Source organism: Paenibacillus agri, from assembly GCF_013359945.1.
GTDB lineage: Bacteria > Bacillota > Bacilli > Paenibacillales > Paenibacillaceae > Paenibacillus_AQ > Paenibacillus_AQ agri.
Map to the genome: position 1 here is coordinate 123,218 of NZ_JABWCS010000216.1, position 15,254 is coordinate 138,471.

Below are 15,254 nucleotides of genomic sequence, written 5' to 3' on the forward strand. Positions count from 1 at the left end.
TTTCTGTGCATTGTGTCTTTGCCGTTCTTCTATTATTCCAGCAAAAAACCTCCCGTAACCGGGAGGCTTCGCCGGAGAGGATTTATAATCACCCTCATTCCGGCTATCATCAAGAAGAAATTACTGCTTCTCTACGTTAAAATACTGCGCTTCAGGATGCGCGAATACCATCGCAGATACAGAAGCTTCCGGTTCCATCATGAAGCCCTCAGTCAGCTCAACGCCGATATCTTCAGGAGACATCAATTTGAACAGCGGCCCCTGATCTTCCAGATCCGGGCAGGCCGGGTAGCCGAAGGAAACACGAATTCCTTGATAACGGGCGCCATGACGTTGCTTCATGGTCAGATCCGCCGGATCCGGGAAGCCCCAAGTATCCCGCATCATATGATGGACACGCTCCGCCAGACCTTCCGCCACCTCTAGAGCAACTGCCTGCAGTGCATGGGAGCGCAGATAATCTCCTCTATCCTTCAGCTCCGTGGACATTTCGCGAACGCCGTGTCCTGCCGTTACTACAAGGAATCCTACATAATCCATAATACCGCTATCCACTGGCTTCAAGAAGTCGGCCAGACACAAGAATGGCTCAACCCCTTGGCGAGGGAAGGTAAAGGTATGCAGCACCTTGGAGGTATCCTGCGGATCGTAGATCAGAATATCATTGCCCTTAGACTGCGCCGGGAAGAAACGATACATCGCATGTGGCGTAATCGTCCCATTCACCATCGCTTGATGCAGAATATCATCTACAGTCGCCTTTAGATCTACTGTACGCTTGTCCCCTGCAGCGAGCAAGTTTTCCACCGACCCCTTAAGTCCAAGATGGTGACCCAGCAGCATCTGCATGTTCACATAAGGTACGATATGCCCCAGCGGATAATTGCGCAGGACATGACGCTCCAGATCCGGTGGTGTAAAGACCGGCGCATCCGGTGAGATATTCGAGCGGACCGCACGGGTCAGCTTCGGCAGTTCTGTCTTCACCGCTACAGTAGCCCCTGCTTCAGCTTCGGCACGAACCTCTTCTTCAATCTTGGCCCGTTCCTCCGGATTCATGAGCCGGTTGGCAATGTCCAGTCCGTCCATGGCGTCCTTGGCGTACAACACCAGTCCATCATATTCTGGACGAATGCGAGTCTTGGTAAATTTACGTGTCAACGCGGCACCGCCGACCATGATCGGCACATCGATACCAGCGTTCCGCAAATCCTGTGCGGTCAGCACCATTTGCTGAGCTGACTTCACCAGAAGGCCAGAGAGGCCGATAGCGTCTGCTTTTTCACGCCGGAACGCCTCAATGATGTTTTCCGGTGGTACTTTTATACCCAAATTGACGATCTGGTAACCATTGTTGGACAGGATGATCTCCACCAGGTTTTTGCCAATGTCATGCACATCCCCTTTGACGGTGGCCAGCATGATCTTTCCTTTTACCGCAGTCTCGTCCTTCTCCATAAACTGCTCCAGATGTCCAACCGAAGCCTTCATGACTTCCGCGCTTTGCAGCACCTCAGCCACGATTAGTTCATTGTTGTTAAACAATCTTCCGACCTCAGACATTCCGGCCATTAGAGGGCCGTTAATAATCTCCAGCGGCGACGCTTTAGTCAGCGCCTCGTTCAGATCGGGAATCAGACCTTCCTTCGTTCCTTCAACCACATAAGAAGCCAGACGCTCGTCCAACGAGAGATTGGAGATCTTCTCCTTTTTCTCGACTTTCTTGCCACGGAAGGCAGCGACAAAAGCGGACAGCGTATCATCGTTAGTATTGTAGATCAGTTGCTCAGCCAAGATCCGATCAGCTTCGGGGATGGAAGCATAACGCTCCACCTTCTCGGTATTTACAATAGCGTAGTCGAGTCCAGCCTTAGTGCATTCATACAGGAACACAGAGTTCAACACCTCACGCCCTGCTTCAGGCAGACCAAATGAAACGTTACTGATCCCGAGGATCGTATGAACAGAAGGCAATGCTTCTTTGATCATGCGAATCCCGTCAATCGTCTCCTTCGCGGAACCGATGTACTGCTCATCCCCTGTCCCAACCGGGAAGACCAGCGTATCAAAAATTATATCTTCCGATGACAGACCATACTTGTTCACGAGCAGATCATGGGAACGTTTCGCTACCGCCAGCTTGTCGACCGCCTTGATCGCCTGCCCACTCTCATCAATTGTTCCGACAACAATAGCAGCACCATATTTATGAATCAACGGTGTAACATGCTCGAATTTTTCTTCACCATCTTCAAGGTTAATGGAGTTAATGATCGCTTTACCCTGGCAATACTGCAAGGCAAGGTCAATAACCTTCGGGTCTGTGGTGTCAATCATCAACGGAACTTTAACCTTCTTGACCACAAGCTCCAAGAATTCCTTGATATCTTCGCTCTCGTCACGGTCAGGGTCCTGTACGCAGACGTCGACTACCTGTGCACCACTCTTGACCTGAGCCCGGGCAATTTCAGAAGCTTCCTCATACTTCCCTTCCACGATCAGACGCTTGAACTTCCGCGAGCCCAGTACATTCGTACGCTCTCCGACCATGTAAGGACGGTTACCATCCTCGACATAGACTGGATCAATCCCCGACAAAGCGGGCGGATGAGTACCGTTCAGCTCACGTGGCGGGAATTTCGACAATTCCTCAACCATGGCCCGGATATGCTCCGGTGTCGTTCCGCAGCAACCGCCCGCGATATTCAACCAGCCCTTTTCGGCAAAAGCACCAATCTTGCGGGCGAGTGAATCCGGCGATTCATGATAATGTCCGTTCTCGTCCGGCAGACCCGCATTGGGGTAGCAGCTGATAGCGGATGATGAAATATCCGACAGCGTCCGGATGTGATCGCGCATGAACTCTGGTCCGGTTGCACAGTTGAGACCAACAGAGATTGGTTTCAAGTGCTCCAGTGAAATATAAAAAGCTTCGATATTCTGTCCAGCGAGCGTTGTGCCCATCGGCTCGATCGTACCCGAAATCATAACAGGCAGTGTAATTCCGGTCTTCTCAAAAGCATTACGGATGCCGATACTGCCCGCTTTAACATTCAGGGTATCCTGTGAGGTCTCTAGCAGCAGCACATCGACTTCACCATCGATCAAGGCAACTGCCTGTTCCTCATAGCTGTCCACCAGTTCCGCAAACGTGACACCGCCGGTTACCGACAAAGTCTTCGTTGTAGGACCCATAGCACCAACTACATAACGAGGGTGATCTGGAGTCTCATACTTTTCGACAGCATTGCGCGCCAGTTTGGCAGCTGCCAGGTTAATCTCACGTGCCCGCTGCGGAATATCATACTCCGCAAGGACGACTGATGTAGCTCCAAATGTATTGGTTTCGATGAGATCAGCACCTGCTTCCAGGTACTGCTCATGGATCGTCTGAATAACTTCTGGCCTTGTAAGCACCAACATTTCATTACAACCGTCCAGTTCTTCTCCACCAAAATCTTCTCCAGTAAGCGGGACCTGCTGGATCATGGTCCCCATTGCGCCATCAAGAATCAAAATGCGTTGCTGTAAGCTCTCTGCAAGTGTATATTTAGCCACGTTCCTATCCCCCCAGTAAAACATTAGAGTAAGTTTAGCAGAATAAAGGGAATTCGGAAAGTCTTCCTTCCGTCTCTGCCGATTCATCGTTGTTCAAGTCATGCTATCGTAATTATGGCAATGGCTTAACGGAAAGCTCCTTGCTTGGCATGGAATGCTGTGTCCGTGCGGTTACATGAGAGGTCACATTGTAAAGCCCTTCCTCGGCAAAGGTTCCTTCTGCGGTGTACTTCCCGTCTCCTGCCGAAGAGCCTTTTAGTTCCATTTTTTCAGTCTTACCCTCTTTGTTGACGATTTCAAAAAGCACTTCCCTGGCATCATCCACAGGTTTACCTTCCTGGGTTACCGTAGCTTCGAATGTAACCGGACTGCTCACTGTAACTTCAGCCGGACTCCAGTCCAGTTCTACTTTGATCGGCTCCATAGACATATCTACAGAATGACCGGCATGCCCTCCCCCACCTGTTTCGGAGGCGCAGCCTGCCAGTAGCAATGTGAATGCAATACCTAATAATGAGACCGTTTTCCTCGGGTTCAACATCTGAAGCCCTCCTGATATAATGGTTATCTTATTACTAGAGTTGCTATGTAAGATGAGTTTAAGATACGAACGTAAGGCTCGGCGTCACTCCGGTGAAGTTTGGACTTTCGGTCGCCGTTGTCCCCAGATTTCTTTCATTTGTACCGCTTATAGCGGTTGAAATCCGGTGACAGTTTATGCTTTCGATGCTAGCTTTCCTTTGGAAAGCTTTCAGACGAACGCTATCGCTCCTACAGTTCCAATCTTCCCCTTCGTTCCTTCTCGCTTTTTGTTAATCTCTTTTATTCATCTTTTATAGCATCAAACATTGCTGCATGGAGCCTCGGTGTAATAATTCTCTTTCTATTATACACATTATTCTCATTTTTTCAGGAAGGAAAGACTGCTTCATTAACATACTAGTAATAGAAAAAGCCGCCCCATCCGTAGAAAATCTACTTCAGGAGGCGGCTCTATTCAAAAAAGTTCTTTACAGAGTTTGTACCAGCGGAAGCAGCTCCGCTAGATGCCCGATTTCATAGTCCGGCGTAATCGCAGGATCTTTGTCCTTACCGGTACGGTTAATCCAGACGGTCGTAATTCCGGCACTCAAGCCGCCGAGAATATCGGTAGTCAGCTTGTCACCGACCATGATTCCCTGCTCCGGTGCAATGTCCAGCAAGTCAAGGGCATGCTCGAAAATCGAAGTATCCGGTTTGCCTTTGCCAAAACTGCCAGAGATCACAACATGATCAAAATAAGGAATCAGTTCCGGCACCCCGTCCAGTTTCTCTTGCTGAAGGGCAGGACAACCGTTGGTTAGCAACAACAGCTTCACTTTTCCGCGTAGCTGATCCAATACCTGCAAGGTCTCTTCGTACACATAAGGACGGCTGCGGCGTTCAGATGCAAACTTGGCCGCGAGCGTCTCAGCAAGGACTTCGTCATCTACACCAAGCGATGCCAGCCCCCGGCGCCAAGACTCTTTGCGGTAGACCGGTGCCAGCTGTTCCAACTGACGGAATTCAGGCTGCTCACCAGCACTGAAGTTGGCCCAAAGCGCTTCAAACGGGTTGATCCCAATCATTTTGGTAAACGGAAAAGTCTCATAGGATTCATACAAACCCCTAGCTTCTCTACGTACAGCAGCTTCCAACTCATGGGGATCCACAGCGTCTCCTGCACCCTCACAAGCGGAAAGGAACGATTCCTCTACACTGCGTTCATCCCAAAGCAGCGTATCGTCCAAATCAAACAGTACAGCGGTAATCGGCATTTAAGTAACTCCCTCTCCCTGAAGTGAACTGCTCTCTAATGTTTACAATTGCTCTACCGGAATGTTGTTGACCTTACCGAATTCTTGCAGTCGTTCGCCCATCGCAGCCGTGTCATAACGGTTAATCAGCTTGGAGAACATCCAAGTGGTGCGTTTGCCTTTATACTTAATCGTGACAGCACTACGCGACACTGTGATTTTCTCAATATCGGTAGCAGGCAGCCAACGTTCGCGGTTGAATTTGATAGTGGATAATCTGTTCCGCTCTACCTTCAGGAAAGGACGACGGAAATACAGCATAGCTGCCAGAAGCAAGTACAATCCAACGCCTAGCCAGTGCATGAAGACGCTACCTCCACTTTGATCCAGAGTGCCGATGATCCAATACAGCACACCTAGAGCAACGAGAGTAACGGGCAATACGATATTGCGACCCTTGAATACATCGCTGGTCTTTGTGACAGAGTTCGCGGAATGAATTGCATCCTTCCCCTGTTTCTTTCTTTGCTTATTGAGTTGCTGTGAATTGCGTTGAACCATTCTTTCCCAAGAACGGGCCATGTCATTTCCCCCTAGTCATCCTGAAATATCTATGAAAAGAAACAGAGGGTTCATACGAAGCCTCTGCTCCTTGTTCAGCGCTTATTTATCTACGAATTCAATGGTATCCAGTTGGGACCGGAAATTACGGCGGATGTTACCCAGGTAAATTTCACGGAGCTTGGCGCGTTCAGCCATTTCCTCTTCATTCAGGCCTTCGCTCTTCTGCTTGCGTGCCAGTTCATTAATTCGTGCAACCAATACATCTATATCCAAAGATTTCGCCTCCCTAATAAATTCATTCTAACTTTGCCATGAGAAAAAGAGCTTGTCAAGGTTTACCCCCTGCAAGCTCTCTGATGTTCCTATCTATGATCATGAAGTTCTTAAAATAACGGCACTGTTATAATATCTCCTGCTCGAATATGACTGTCGGTCAATTGGCTCGATCGTTTAATTCCTTCTATATATACGGCTGTCTTCATATTGGCCGGTTTATTCTTGAGAGCAATGCTCCAGAGGGTGTCTCCAGGTGCAACAACAATCTTCTTCTCTTGCTTCGCAAGATTGACGGGACCAGCAAACACATTACCTACTACAGTAAATCCTGCAACAATCAGCAGCAAAAAAAGAGCTATCTTATAGAAGTTAAATGTTCTAAACAACGGACTTAATCCTTCCAACAGCACCTTGGTGATTTCTTGAATTCTATTTATTATTCCGGAACCTAAAGTTTGTCCTGCAGAGTTAACTCCTGTGCCCTCGTCATAGATGCTATGGTATGTACTGTACTTTAACATGATTCATCATCCTCCAAACACTTGTTCTTACTTTCAAAATCAATATAACACGAACATGTGTTTTGATCAATACTATTTTCGAACAATTGTTCCCCTCTTTTAAAATCACCTTTTTGGCTGCAAAAAATGATCCCTGATGTGCTTATTTCCCTTACCCATCTTGCTGATTCCCTCAACATAGTAGTCAATTATTGAAGAGACCATTCTCCTTACTGTTCTCATCCTTGTTCGCTTCTCTTAAACTATTGATAACGTTAGAACTTATGTTTGTGCGAACGACAGTTCTATGTTATAATTTTCCCAAACATTACTATATGGGGTTGATTCTGATGTCAAAGATTTCGAGTCGCCAGCTGGCGATCCTGGAATTTATACGTAACGAAGTCCGCAGCAAGGGTTATCCTCCTTCCGTACGGGAAATCGGGGAAGCTGTAGGCCTCGCCTCCAGTTCCACGGTGCACGGTCATCTGGACCGTCTTGAGAAGAAAGGCCTGATCCGCCGGGATCCGACAAAGCCGCGTGCCATTGAACTGCTTGGCCAGGAAGACTCGGAGAACGTCCATCAATTTGCCCAGACGATCACTCGTGTTCCTGTTGTAGGTAAGGTTACCGCCGGGGTGCCTATCACCGCAACGGAGAACATCGAGGACTATTTCCCGCTCCCAACGCATTATGTTGGTGACAACAAAGTGTTCATGCTCTCTGTTCTTGGTGACAGTATGATCGATGCTGGTATTATGAACGGCGATTATGTCATTGTGCGCCAGCAGCAAACCGCAGATAACGGTGATATTGTTGTCGCTATGACTGAAGACGATGAAGCTACCGTCAAGACCTTTTATAAGGAACGCGATCATATTCGTCTCCAGCCAGAGAATCCGTCCTATGAGCCACTGCGCCTGAATCGGGTAAGCATTCTGGGCAAGGTCATCGGATTGTTCCGGGATGTCCACTAACTCATCAATAATGACTCTATTTAGAAGACTGTTCCGTTATGCGGAGCAGTCTTTTGTTTATTCATACTCTCTCACTGTGATAAGCTTTTTATTTTCAACAACACTTCGCATTAACGGCACCCCTACTCCGCACATATCCTGATATCAAAGGAGTGCTGATCCTATGCCCAATTACCGAATTATCGTCGATTTGACACAACGGATGCTTTATTTGCTGGACAACGATTCTGTCGTCAGAGGTTTCCCTGTTGGAATCGGAACCATGCTGACCACAACACCAGAGGGAGATTATACGATCATTAACAAACAGCCCAATCCCGGGGGCCCATTCGGGGTATTCTGGATGGGACTTTCCAAGCCGCATTATGGCATTCACGGGACGAACGATCCTTCTTCCATCGGACATCAGGTCTCGCATGGGTGTATTCGAATGTTTAATCAAGATGTGCTGACACTTGCTGCGCTGGTTCCAATTGGGACTCGGGTGACTATACGGCGTTAAGCTCCCAGTGTCAGAAGATTTGAAATGCATAAAGCCGTCAGACATTGTCTGACGGCTTGAACATGGAGACGTAATCAAATTAAAGCCAGAAAGATTTAGTGATGATAACCAACAAGATGAAAAGAACCAAGATTGCAGCAGTAGATGTGCCCAAACCATATCCTCCAGCATATTGACCCATGAATAATTCCTCCTTTTTTTATGAAGACACCAAATTTTGCAGTAACAAAAGATCCGCCATTGAGATAAGATGATTTTTCTTCCCGGCTAACTTATTGTCAGATTAGTTCAGTTTTCTCTTCATTAAATCCAGCAAATACTCAAAATGATCACAAGCAGAATGTAAAGCACCAAAATCGTTCCTGTAGATGTCCAAGGACTTACTACCGGTCCACAATGTTCTGCACCCATGTGAATTCCTCCTTCAGATTAATGACTACAGAACAGAATATGTAACAACACCCTACTGAGTATGGGCAAATTGGAAAAGAAAATGTACTCCTGTATTAGAGGTGAAAGCTTACATTTGAGGGAAATGTAAAAGGTCCACACAAAGGTAGATCTTATTTATTTCTGGCGCGGAAGTATAGTACACTGGTAAAAACTAATGTTCGGAGGGCTTTCATCATGTGTGGACGTTACACCATTACAGTTTCTATTGAAGAACTAATGTTGAGATATCTTACGAATGACGCCAGCATCCTTCATTATGCCCCCAGATACAATGCCGCTCCCATGCAGCATATACCGGCTGTGATTCATACAGGCACCGGCAACCGAATCGGTGAACTGCGTTGGGGCCTTGTCCCATCCTGGGCGCAAGACGACAAGATTGGCAGCAAGATGATCAACGCCCGCGGGGAGTCATTATTGGAGAAAGCCTCGTTCAAGAAACTCGTGGCGTCACGGCGGTGCCTGATCCCAGCTGACGGCTATTATGATTGGAAACAGGTAGACGGTCGCAAACAGCCCATGAGAATCGGCATGTCGGACGGCAGTATTTTCTCCATGGCTGCTTTATATGATATATGGATGGACCCGAAAGGCCAGAAGCTGGCCACCTGCACGATTATCACGACCACTCCCAATACATTAATGGCAGAGATTCATGACCGAATGCCTGTTATTCTGCGACCGGAAGATGAAAGCGACTGGCTCGGACGGGACAACCACGATGTCCAGAATTTATTAAAGCTGCTTAAGCCTTATGAATCTGCCAAAATGAGAGCATACCCCGTAGACCCTGCTGTCGGTAATGTCAAAAACGATTATCCCGAACTATTGAAAGAGGCTGCCGAGTAGCAGCCCCCTTTACTTACTCTTTGGTATTTCCATTCCGGTTGTTAAAGGCCAGTTCGAACAGTCCTGTCGCGGATAAACCCGCCAACGCTCCCGCCCATAGCCGCAGCACGAGTTCCATATCTGTGAACGGATAAGCTGCCGCTCCAATAAGCATCCCTACAATTACACCGATTAACGGTAAAATATTCTTGGGAACCTTCACCGTGACCTTCACCAGCTGTACCCCTGTCAGCACGAAGACAGACAACAGAGATGCAAAGGCCAGAACATTACTTAAATTCTGATTCTCCATCCACCTCTCCCCTTTCTGCTCTTCTATTCCTATTCCTCACTCAAGCGGTACATGCTCAATAATCAAGCCCTCTCTCCAAAAATATACCGTTCCGCATACAAATATTTGTCTTGTCAGCATACTATATTGCAAAAATGCTAGCCGAAACAAAACTGCCATGCATAACACTAAGCGTCATAATCGCGTTAGATTACTCCTAAGAATGAGGAGGTGCAGGTTCGATGTGGGGAATCATGATTCAGCAATATCTCGATTACTCAATTAGACATCCGGAGGAGCAGTTCAAGCCGGGGAATATTTTCGAGCGCTTCTATTCATTTATGGTGGATTTGTTGGGAATGGACGAACAGGACGCGGAGATCGAAGTTGCTTACTTTATGAACGCAATGTATGACCTGATGGATTAACAGATGCCTTTACTTGCAAAAGAACCCTTCAAGGCCAGTCTTGAGGGGTCCGCGGCATGTGTTTACACCCGCATTCCTCTCGCGAACCTCATCCTCTCCACAATTTTTTTGTCCCATCTACCAATCACCCTAAAGTCCTATCATTTCGAAATATTTTCCTATGTATATAGAACTATAGACATAGAGATGCTATATTTAGGGAAACCCTATAATTGGAAAGGTGAGTATATGATACGGAAAATCGCTAGATTTAGTTTGTTGTTCGTTCTTATTTTTGTGCTAAGTACCCAGCCCCTGTTCGCAGCTGGTAACACCGTAAAGATTAAAGTCACATTTGTGGAAGCTAAATTAGTGGAGAACAATCATGTGGGCAACGAATGGTGGTGGGGCGGTTTTGTTAATGGCAAAGAACTTAATGACGGGGAAAGCGTGACGGTTAGCGCCAATGCCGCCGGATCAATCAAACTTCATGCAGAAGCACAGGAACAAGACAAGTACCCGGATGATGGCGAAGCAAGCGCCTCCGTTAAAGTCTCCTCCATTAAAACCAGCGTGACCAAGAAGCTGAACGTGACCGTTGTCGAGAACCGTGGGCGTTATTCCGGGAACACCGCGAAGTGGCAGTTTACTTTTAAGCTGGAGAAAGTGAAGTAAGTTCTAAAATAGCTTTCTTAAAGTCAACTGCCTAAAGAATTATGAATTGAAGCTCATTCCGATCCAGCCGATAACATATGCAGTAAGGATAATTAAAAGCACAACTGCAGTCAGCCAACCATATTTCCGGCTCATTTCGCTACCTCCCTTGTCTAACGTAGCCATCGTGCCTCCTCAATCGCAGATGGATTGTTGTATTCTTCCATGATCTATGACTTTGCTTATGAACAAAAATTAGAGCAGCTACGGAGGTAATTATGAAAAAGAAAACGTTGTTAATCACTAGGATGATCTCTCCCTAGTCATCAGTTATGCACGTAAATATAATGGTACAGGCGGAGCTTGGTTTTAAACAAATTAAACAATAAAAGGCCTCTGGACTTCCAGGACCTTTTATTATCTAACCATACTTATAATATTTTATTAAAATGATTGAGTAAGCGGTTTAGACTTTTTAGGAAGCGCTCAATTAGTCACACTTACCCTGCGGATACAAATTGAACAATACCTACTATGAACAGAATAATAAAAAGTCCAATAATAACACTTAGGGTAGTCCAAACGAATTTTTGTGGTCCTCTTGGTGATAAACCCTCCAACCTCGCAACACGCTCTTCAAGTTCTTTGTATCTTCTGTCGAGATCACTCATGAACAACCCTCCAAACGTTTCTTATCACTAAAATTAATTTCAATTATAATAAATTTGGGACATTATGTAAATAAACTTTCGCGCTTCATAATTACATCAATTGCAAGGTAAGGGTTAGCAGCAGGGGCCGGGTTACGAACCTCTACGCGTGTTTCTGAGACCTCTTGAAGGCATCGGGTTAATGACAATGATGTGAGTTCGCTTTTACAATACTTCCTTTAAAAACGTCACGCCCCGCACCCGGACCAATATCGATGATGTGATCTGCCGTTTTGATAACATCCAGGTTATGCTCAATGACTAACACGGTATGACCTGAATCCACCAAGCGATTAATGCACTGTAACAATTTTTGTATATCTGCGACATGCAGTCCTGTCGTGGGTTCATCTAATATATAAATATTGCTTGCACCTTTCTTGATTTTTGATAGTTCAGCCGCTAGCTTTACGCGCTGAGCTTCCCCTCCTGAAATCGTGGATGAGGACTGTCCTAATCGCAAATAACCTAACCCTAATTCGCTCATAACCACTAATTTATGATGAATGTAAGGAACTGACTTAAAAAACTCAATCGCTTCATCAATCGAAAGATGTAATACTTCCGAGATCGACTTTCCGTTATACGTAATTTCCAGGATTTCTTCTTTATAACGGGACCCTTGGCATGAAGAGCACGTGACTACGACATCGGGCATAAATTGCAGTTCTGTTGTTAACAATCCTACTCCATTACATTCATCACATCTTCCGCTTCCCGTTTGGGTAAAGCTAAAGTCAAATGGCGTAACCCCAGCCTCTTGTCCTTGGTCTGTTTCAGCGAAGAGCTGCCTTATCCGATCAAAAATCCCCATATAGGTAGCCGGACTTGAGTTTACCGATCGGTAATTGATCGATATGTATGCAGTGATTAACATGCTGAATCCCCTCAATAGAATCATGCTCTCCCGGGATAATATGAGGATTTACAATCGAATGTAGTTTTTTTTATAAAATTTCATGTTTGAATGAGAACATATGCTGGCTCATCTACTTCGATTCTGCTTCGGCTTGTTAAGCGAATAGAGTGTGGTACTCTTCTAATGATGTTCAAGTCAGATAACCATTCACAAGCTTCGAGGAAATGCGGAATACTGACATCAGTACGTTTGAACAAATGATCATGAAGATAGGATATTGGCTGGGGCATCCATTAGTTCAGGTTCAAGCGCCATAGCTTGAGGCACTACTTTTTGTAAAGGGACTTTCCCATTCATGATTACGACAAGATGAGCGATATTATCAATAAGGTCACTCATTTTATAGTAGCCGTATGAAAAATCCTTTAAAACCATGATTGTTTTTAGTGTTTTATAATAACCAGCAATCGTATTCATTCCATAAATAGCCAGCTGTAAGGCGATGTCGTTATCCCCCAGCTCCTGGATGTCTGCAAAATAGGTCTCAATACTGGGGTCTGTAGTATACAAAAGCCTGCTTTGGTGAATTAAAGAATGAAAATCATCGCCTTGTACAAGGCTTTGAAGCTTCTTCTTGAAACTCATTCTGGAGAAAACCAACGCATTGATTATAATTCCATGTTCTATAAAACTACGAAAATCAAATGCTATCTTCTCATCATTGACCACAAGAATCAAATCAATATCTGACTTCTTCCAAAGGATACCGCTGACATAACTGCCATAAGCAATGGCTGCTACAATAGCTTTATCCTTCTTAAGTTTGGAAAGGAACTGACCTAATGCAATATCGAAGTTCTCTTTTTATCATCAAAAAGAGTGTTCCCCTTTCAAGCTAATATGGTGCTTGATAATTCTTTTATTGCTCTTCTATGTAATTCTGGCTGGATTGCTGGATAAGTTAGTTCTCCTGGCAATTCTTCCATCAAACATATTTCACCTATTTCACTCTCAGGCATTAGATCTCCTAGTTCTGTAACTTCAGAATAGAATAACCCCCCAAAAGATTCCTCACTATTGTCATGTATAACAGAATAAATTAACAATGGAACTACATTAAACGAAAGGGCTCCAGTTTCTTCATAAAGTTCACGACGTGCTGTCTCATGAATATCTTCATTTACCTCTCTTCTTCCACCTGGGATTTCCCAAGTATCCCGTTCTTTATGTTTTACATAGATAGATTTATTTTGGTACCTGGCGAAAATCACAGCATATTTCAAACGAGAATCTTCTATTGTATTCAAATCATAAAACTTAACTTGCATACACTAGCACCGCCTATAATATTTGTCACTGCTCTGATCCAGTTACATATTCTGGTTAATCGCGAGCATGAAAACCATTATATTTTATTGGAAACATTATGTAAATGATGTTAATCTCTTCAATTAACACAAAGTTAATCTTTAGTTATTGGATAAGGTAATGATGCTGCGCATGATATTTCTCTCCACAAAAAAACCCCCAACGCTCACGCGTCAGGGGCTGCTTCATTCTAGTAAAGAGTAATGTATTGATCTCTTTCCCATTGGTGTACTTGCGTACGGTAGATATCCCACTCGATTTCTTTAAGCTCGTAGAAGTGAGCCAGTGCGTGCTCGCCGAGTGCTTCGGTAATCACTTGGCTACGAATGAGTTCGCTAAGTGCTTCTTTCAGGTCGGATGGCAAGCTAGGGATGCCTTCTTCAATACGCTCTTCTTCGGACATCACATAGATGTTACGGTCGATTGGAGCTGGAAGCTCAAGCTGACGCTTGATGCCATCAAGGCCTGCCTTCAACATTACAGCAAGTGCAAGGTAAGGGTTAGCAGCAGGGTCCGGGTTACGAACCTCTACGCGAGTGCTGAGACCTCTTGAAGCCGGGATACGGATCATCGGGCTGCGGTTACTTGCAGACCATGCCACGTAACAAGGGGCTTCATAGCCAGGAACCAGACGTTTGTACGAGTTCACAGTCGGGTTGGTGATAGCTGCAAAAGCACGTGCGTGCTTCAGGATGCCCGCCATGTAATAACGCGCGGTTTTGCTGAGGCCCAGCGTATCGCTCTCGTCATAGAACATGTTCTCGTTGCCTTTGAACAACGATTGGTGAGCGTGCATACCAGAACCGTTCATTCCGAACAGTGGTTTCGGCATAAAGGTTGCGTGTAGACCATGTTGACGGGCAACAGTCTTCACGACAAGCTTGAAAGTTTGAATTTGGTCAGCCGCTTTGATGGCGTCTGCATATTTGAAGTCAATCTCATGCTGGCCGGAAGCCACTTCATGGTGGGAAGCTTCGATCTCAAAGCCCATTTCTTCCAGGGTCAACACGATTTCGCGACGGCAGTTTTCGCCAAGGTCCATAGGTGCCAAGTCGAAGTATCCGCCGTGGTCGTTAAGTTCCATGGTCGGATTACCCTTCTCATCTGTCTTGAACAGGAAGAATTCCGGTTCTGGACCAACGTTCATGGAAGTGAAGCCGAGTTCTTCCGCTTCCTTCAGACAACGCTTGAGGATACCACGCGGGTCTCCTGCAAACGGAGTACCATCCGGCATGTAGACATCACAGATCAGACGCGCTACACGGCTGTCAGTTACCCAAGGGAAAATTACCCAAGTGCTAAGGTCAGGATACAGATACATGTCAGACTCTTCGATACGTACATAACCTTCGATGGAAGAACCATCGAACATCATTTTATTGTCGAGCGCTTTTTCCAATTGGCTTACAGGAATCTCAACGTTTTTGATAGTACCCAGCAAATCGGTGAACTGAAGACGAATGAAACGAACATTTTCTTCTTTGGAAATACGCAGAATATCTTCTTTAGTAAAGCTCACAATAACCTCTCC

At 45.7% G+C, this 15,254-nt stretch carries 18 protein-coding genes and 1 pseudogene; 5 read left to right on the forward strand and 14 right to left on the reverse strand.

Annotation, left to right across the window (positions count from 1 at the left end; genetic code table 11):
- Positions 1–120 precede the first annotated feature (120 nt).
- The 6 genes from metH to HPT30_RS20960 form a co-directional block, all read right to left on the reverse strand.
- Positions 121–3,498, reverse strand: coding sequence for a methionine synthase (metH, locus tag HPT30_RS20935; protein WP_246317319.1), 3,378 nt, complete (start codon positions 3,496–3,498; stop codon positions 121–123).
- Positions 3,499–3,670: 172 nt separating this feature from the next.
- A complete protein-coding gene (locus HPT30_RS20940) occupies positions 3,671–4,099 on the reverse strand; it encodes a FixH family protein (protein ID WP_175373265.1) in 429 nt (142 codons plus the stop codon).
- 469 nt (positions 4,100–4,568) lie between these two features.
- Complete coding sequence (locus tag HPT30_RS20945; protein ID WP_175373266.1) at positions 4,569–5,354, reverse strand: HAD family hydrolase; 786 nt, start codon at positions 5,352–5,354, stop codon at positions 4,569–4,571.
- A 42-nt stretch (positions 5,355–5,396) separates the two neighbouring features.
- Positions 5,397–5,915, reverse strand: a complete 519-nt coding sequence (locus tag HPT30_RS20950) for a hypothetical protein (protein ID WP_175373267.1) — start codon at positions 5,913–5,915, stop codon at positions 5,397–5,399.
- Between the two features lie 81 nt (positions 5,916–5,996).
- Positions 5,997–6,170, reverse strand: coding sequence for a DUF896 domain-containing protein (locus HPT30_RS20955; RefSeq protein WP_175373268.1), 174 nt, complete (start codon positions 6,168–6,170; stop codon positions 5,997–5,999).
- 110 nt (positions 6,171–6,280) lie between these two features.
- Positions 6,281–6,694, reverse strand: coding sequence for a LysM peptidoglycan-binding domain-containing protein (locus HPT30_RS20960; RefSeq protein WP_175373269.1), 414 nt, complete (start codon positions 6,692–6,694; stop codon positions 6,281–6,283).
- 329 nt (positions 6,695–7,023) lie between these two features.
- On the opposite strand from HPT30_RS20960, the gene lexA reads away from it, so the two are divergent.
- Entirely contained in the window at positions 7,024–7,650 is a 627-nt protein-coding gene (gene lexA, locus HPT30_RS20965; protein ID WP_066361701.1) for a transcriptional repressor LexA, read from the forward strand.
- 163 nt (positions 7,651–7,813) lie between these two features.
- The gene (locus tag HPT30_RS20970) at positions 7,814–8,152 is read left to right on the forward strand and encodes a L,D-transpeptidase (protein WP_175373270.1); all 339 of its coding nucleotides are present in this window, start codon (positions 7,814–7,816) and stop codon (positions 8,150–8,152) included.
- A 79-nt stretch (positions 8,153–8,231) separates the two neighbouring features.
- On the opposite strand, the gene HPT30_RS20975 is transcribed toward HPT30_RS20970, so the two are convergent.
- Positions 8,232–8,333: a sporulation protein YjcZ gene (locus HPT30_RS20975; protein WP_175373271.1), complete on the reverse strand. Its 102-nt coding sequence runs from the start codon at positions 8,331–8,333 to the stop codon at positions 8,232–8,234.
- A 446-nt stretch (positions 8,334–8,779) separates the two neighbouring features.
- On the opposite strand from HPT30_RS20975, the gene HPT30_RS20980 reads away from it, so the two are divergent.
- A complete protein-coding gene (locus HPT30_RS20980) occupies positions 8,780–9,454 on the forward strand; it encodes an SOS response-associated peptidase (protein ID WP_175373272.1) in 675 nt (224 codons plus the stop codon).
- A 13-nt stretch (positions 9,455–9,467) separates the two neighbouring features.
- On the opposite strand, the gene HPT30_RS20985 is transcribed toward HPT30_RS20980, so the two are convergent.
- Positions 9,468–9,746 carry a holin gene (locus HPT30_RS20985; protein WP_175373273.1) on the reverse strand — a complete coding sequence of 93 codons (279 nt, stop codon included), beginning with the start codon at positions 9,744–9,746 and terminating at the stop codon, positions 9,468–9,470.
- A 221-nt stretch (positions 9,747–9,967) separates the two neighbouring features.
- On the opposite strand from HPT30_RS20985, the gene HPT30_RS20990 reads away from it, so the two are divergent.
- Positions 9,968–10,153, forward strand: a complete 186-nt coding sequence (locus tag HPT30_RS20990; protein ID WP_175373274.1) for a hypothetical protein — start codon at positions 9,968–9,970, stop codon at positions 10,151–10,153.
- A gap of 228 nt (positions 10,154–10,381) precedes the next feature.
- Positions 10,382–10,807, forward strand: coding sequence for a hypothetical protein (locus HPT30_RS20995; protein ID WP_175373275.1), 426 nt, complete (start codon positions 10,382–10,384; stop codon positions 10,805–10,807).
- 39 nt (positions 10,808–10,846) lie between these two features.
- On the opposite strand, the gene HPT30_RS30475 is transcribed toward HPT30_RS20995, so the two are convergent.
- The 6 genes and pseudogenes from HPT30_RS30475 to glnA form a co-directional block, all read right to left on the reverse strand.
- Positions 10,847–10,972, reverse strand: a complete 126-nt coding sequence (locus HPT30_RS30475; protein WP_281364523.1) for a hypothetical protein — start codon at positions 10,970–10,972, stop codon at positions 10,847–10,849.
- Between the two features lie 314 nt (positions 10,973–11,286).
- The gene (locus HPT30_RS21000) at positions 11,287–11,457 is read right to left on the reverse strand and encodes a hypothetical protein (RefSeq protein ID WP_175373276.1); all 171 of its coding nucleotides are present in this window, start codon (positions 11,455–11,457) and stop codon (positions 11,287–11,289) included.
- Between the two features lie 178 nt (positions 11,458–11,635).
- Positions 11,636–11,848: pseudogene (locus tag HPT30_RS31205) on the reverse strand (hypothetical protein); the annotation flags it as partial.
- 768 nt (positions 11,849–12,616) lie between these two features.
- Positions 12,617–13,204, reverse strand: coding sequence for a nucleotidyltransferase domain-containing protein (locus HPT30_RS21010; RefSeq protein ID WP_175373361.1), 588 nt, complete (start codon positions 13,202–13,204; stop codon positions 12,617–12,619).
- Positions 13,205–13,245: 41 nt separating this feature from the next.
- Positions 13,246–13,683, reverse strand: coding sequence for an NUDIX hydrolase (locus tag HPT30_RS21015; RefSeq protein WP_175373278.1), 438 nt, complete (start codon positions 13,681–13,683; stop codon positions 13,246–13,248).
- A 230-nt stretch (positions 13,684–13,913) separates the two neighbouring features.
- Positions 13,914–15,242: a type I glutamate--ammonia ligase gene (glnA, locus tag HPT30_RS21020; protein ID WP_175373279.1), complete on the reverse strand. Its 1,329-nt coding sequence runs from the start codon at positions 15,240–15,242 to the stop codon at positions 13,914–13,916.
- Positions 15,243–15,254: the final 12 nt, after the last annotated feature.

Bases quoted from the DNA above. Each gene is read 5' to 3' on its own strand.
- HPT30_RS20990 (WP_175373274.1), top strand. From the start codon at position 9,968: ATGTGGGGAATCATGATTCAGCAATATCTCGATTACTCAATTAGACAT.
- HPT30_RS20945 (WP_175373266.1), bottom strand. From the start codon at position 5,354: ATGCCGATTACCGCTGTACTGTTTGATTTGGACGATACGCTGCTTTGG.
- lexA (WP_066361701.1), top strand. From the start codon at position 7,024: ATGTCAAAGATTTCGAGTCGCCAGCTGGCGATCCTGGAATTTATACGT.
- HPT30_RS20940 (WP_175373265.1), bottom strand. From the start codon at position 4,099: ATGTTGAACCCGAGGAAAACGGTCTCATTATTAGGTATTGCATTCACA.
- HPT30_RS20985 (WP_175373273.1), bottom strand. From the start codon at position 9,746: ATGGAGAATCAGAATTTAAGTAATGTTCTGGCCTTTGCATCTCTGTTG.
- HPT30_RS20970 (WP_175373270.1), top strand. From the start codon at position 7,814: ATGCCCAATTACCGAATTATCGTCGATTTGACACAACGGATGCTTTAT.
- HPT30_RS20950 (WP_175373267.1), bottom strand. From the start codon at position 5,915: ATGGCCCGTTCTTGGGAAAGAATGGTTCAACGCAATTCACAGCAACTC.
- HPT30_RS20995 (WP_175373275.1), top strand. From the start codon at position 10,382: ATGATACGGAAAATCGCTAGATTTAGTTTGTTGTTCGTTCTTATTTTT.
- HPT30_RS21015 (WP_175373278.1), bottom strand. From the start codon at position 13,683: ATGCAAGTTAAGTTTTATGATTTGAATACAATAGAAGATTCTCGTTTG.
- HPT30_RS21000 (WP_175373276.1), bottom strand. From the start codon at position 11,457: ATGAGTGATCTCGACAGAAGATACAAAGAACTTGAAGAGCGTGTTGCG.
- HPT30_RS20975 (WP_175373271.1), bottom strand. From the start codon at position 8,333: ATGGGTCAATATGCTGGAGGATATGGTTTGGGCACATCTACTGCTGCA.
- HPT30_RS30475 (WP_281364523.1), bottom strand. From the start codon at position 10,972: ATGGCTACGTTAGACAAGGGAGGTAGCGAAATGAGCCGGAAATATGGT.
- metH (WP_246317319.1), bottom strand. From the start codon at position 3,498: ATGGGGACCATGATCCAGCAGGTCCCGCTTACTGGAGAAGATTTTGGT.
- HPT30_RS20960 (WP_175373269.1), bottom strand. From the start codon at position 6,694: ATGTTAAAGTACAGTACATACCATAGCATCTATGACGAGGGCACAGGA.
- HPT30_RS20980 (WP_175373272.1), top strand. From the start codon at position 8,780: ATGTGTGGACGTTACACCATTACAGTTTCTATTGAAGAACTAATGTTG.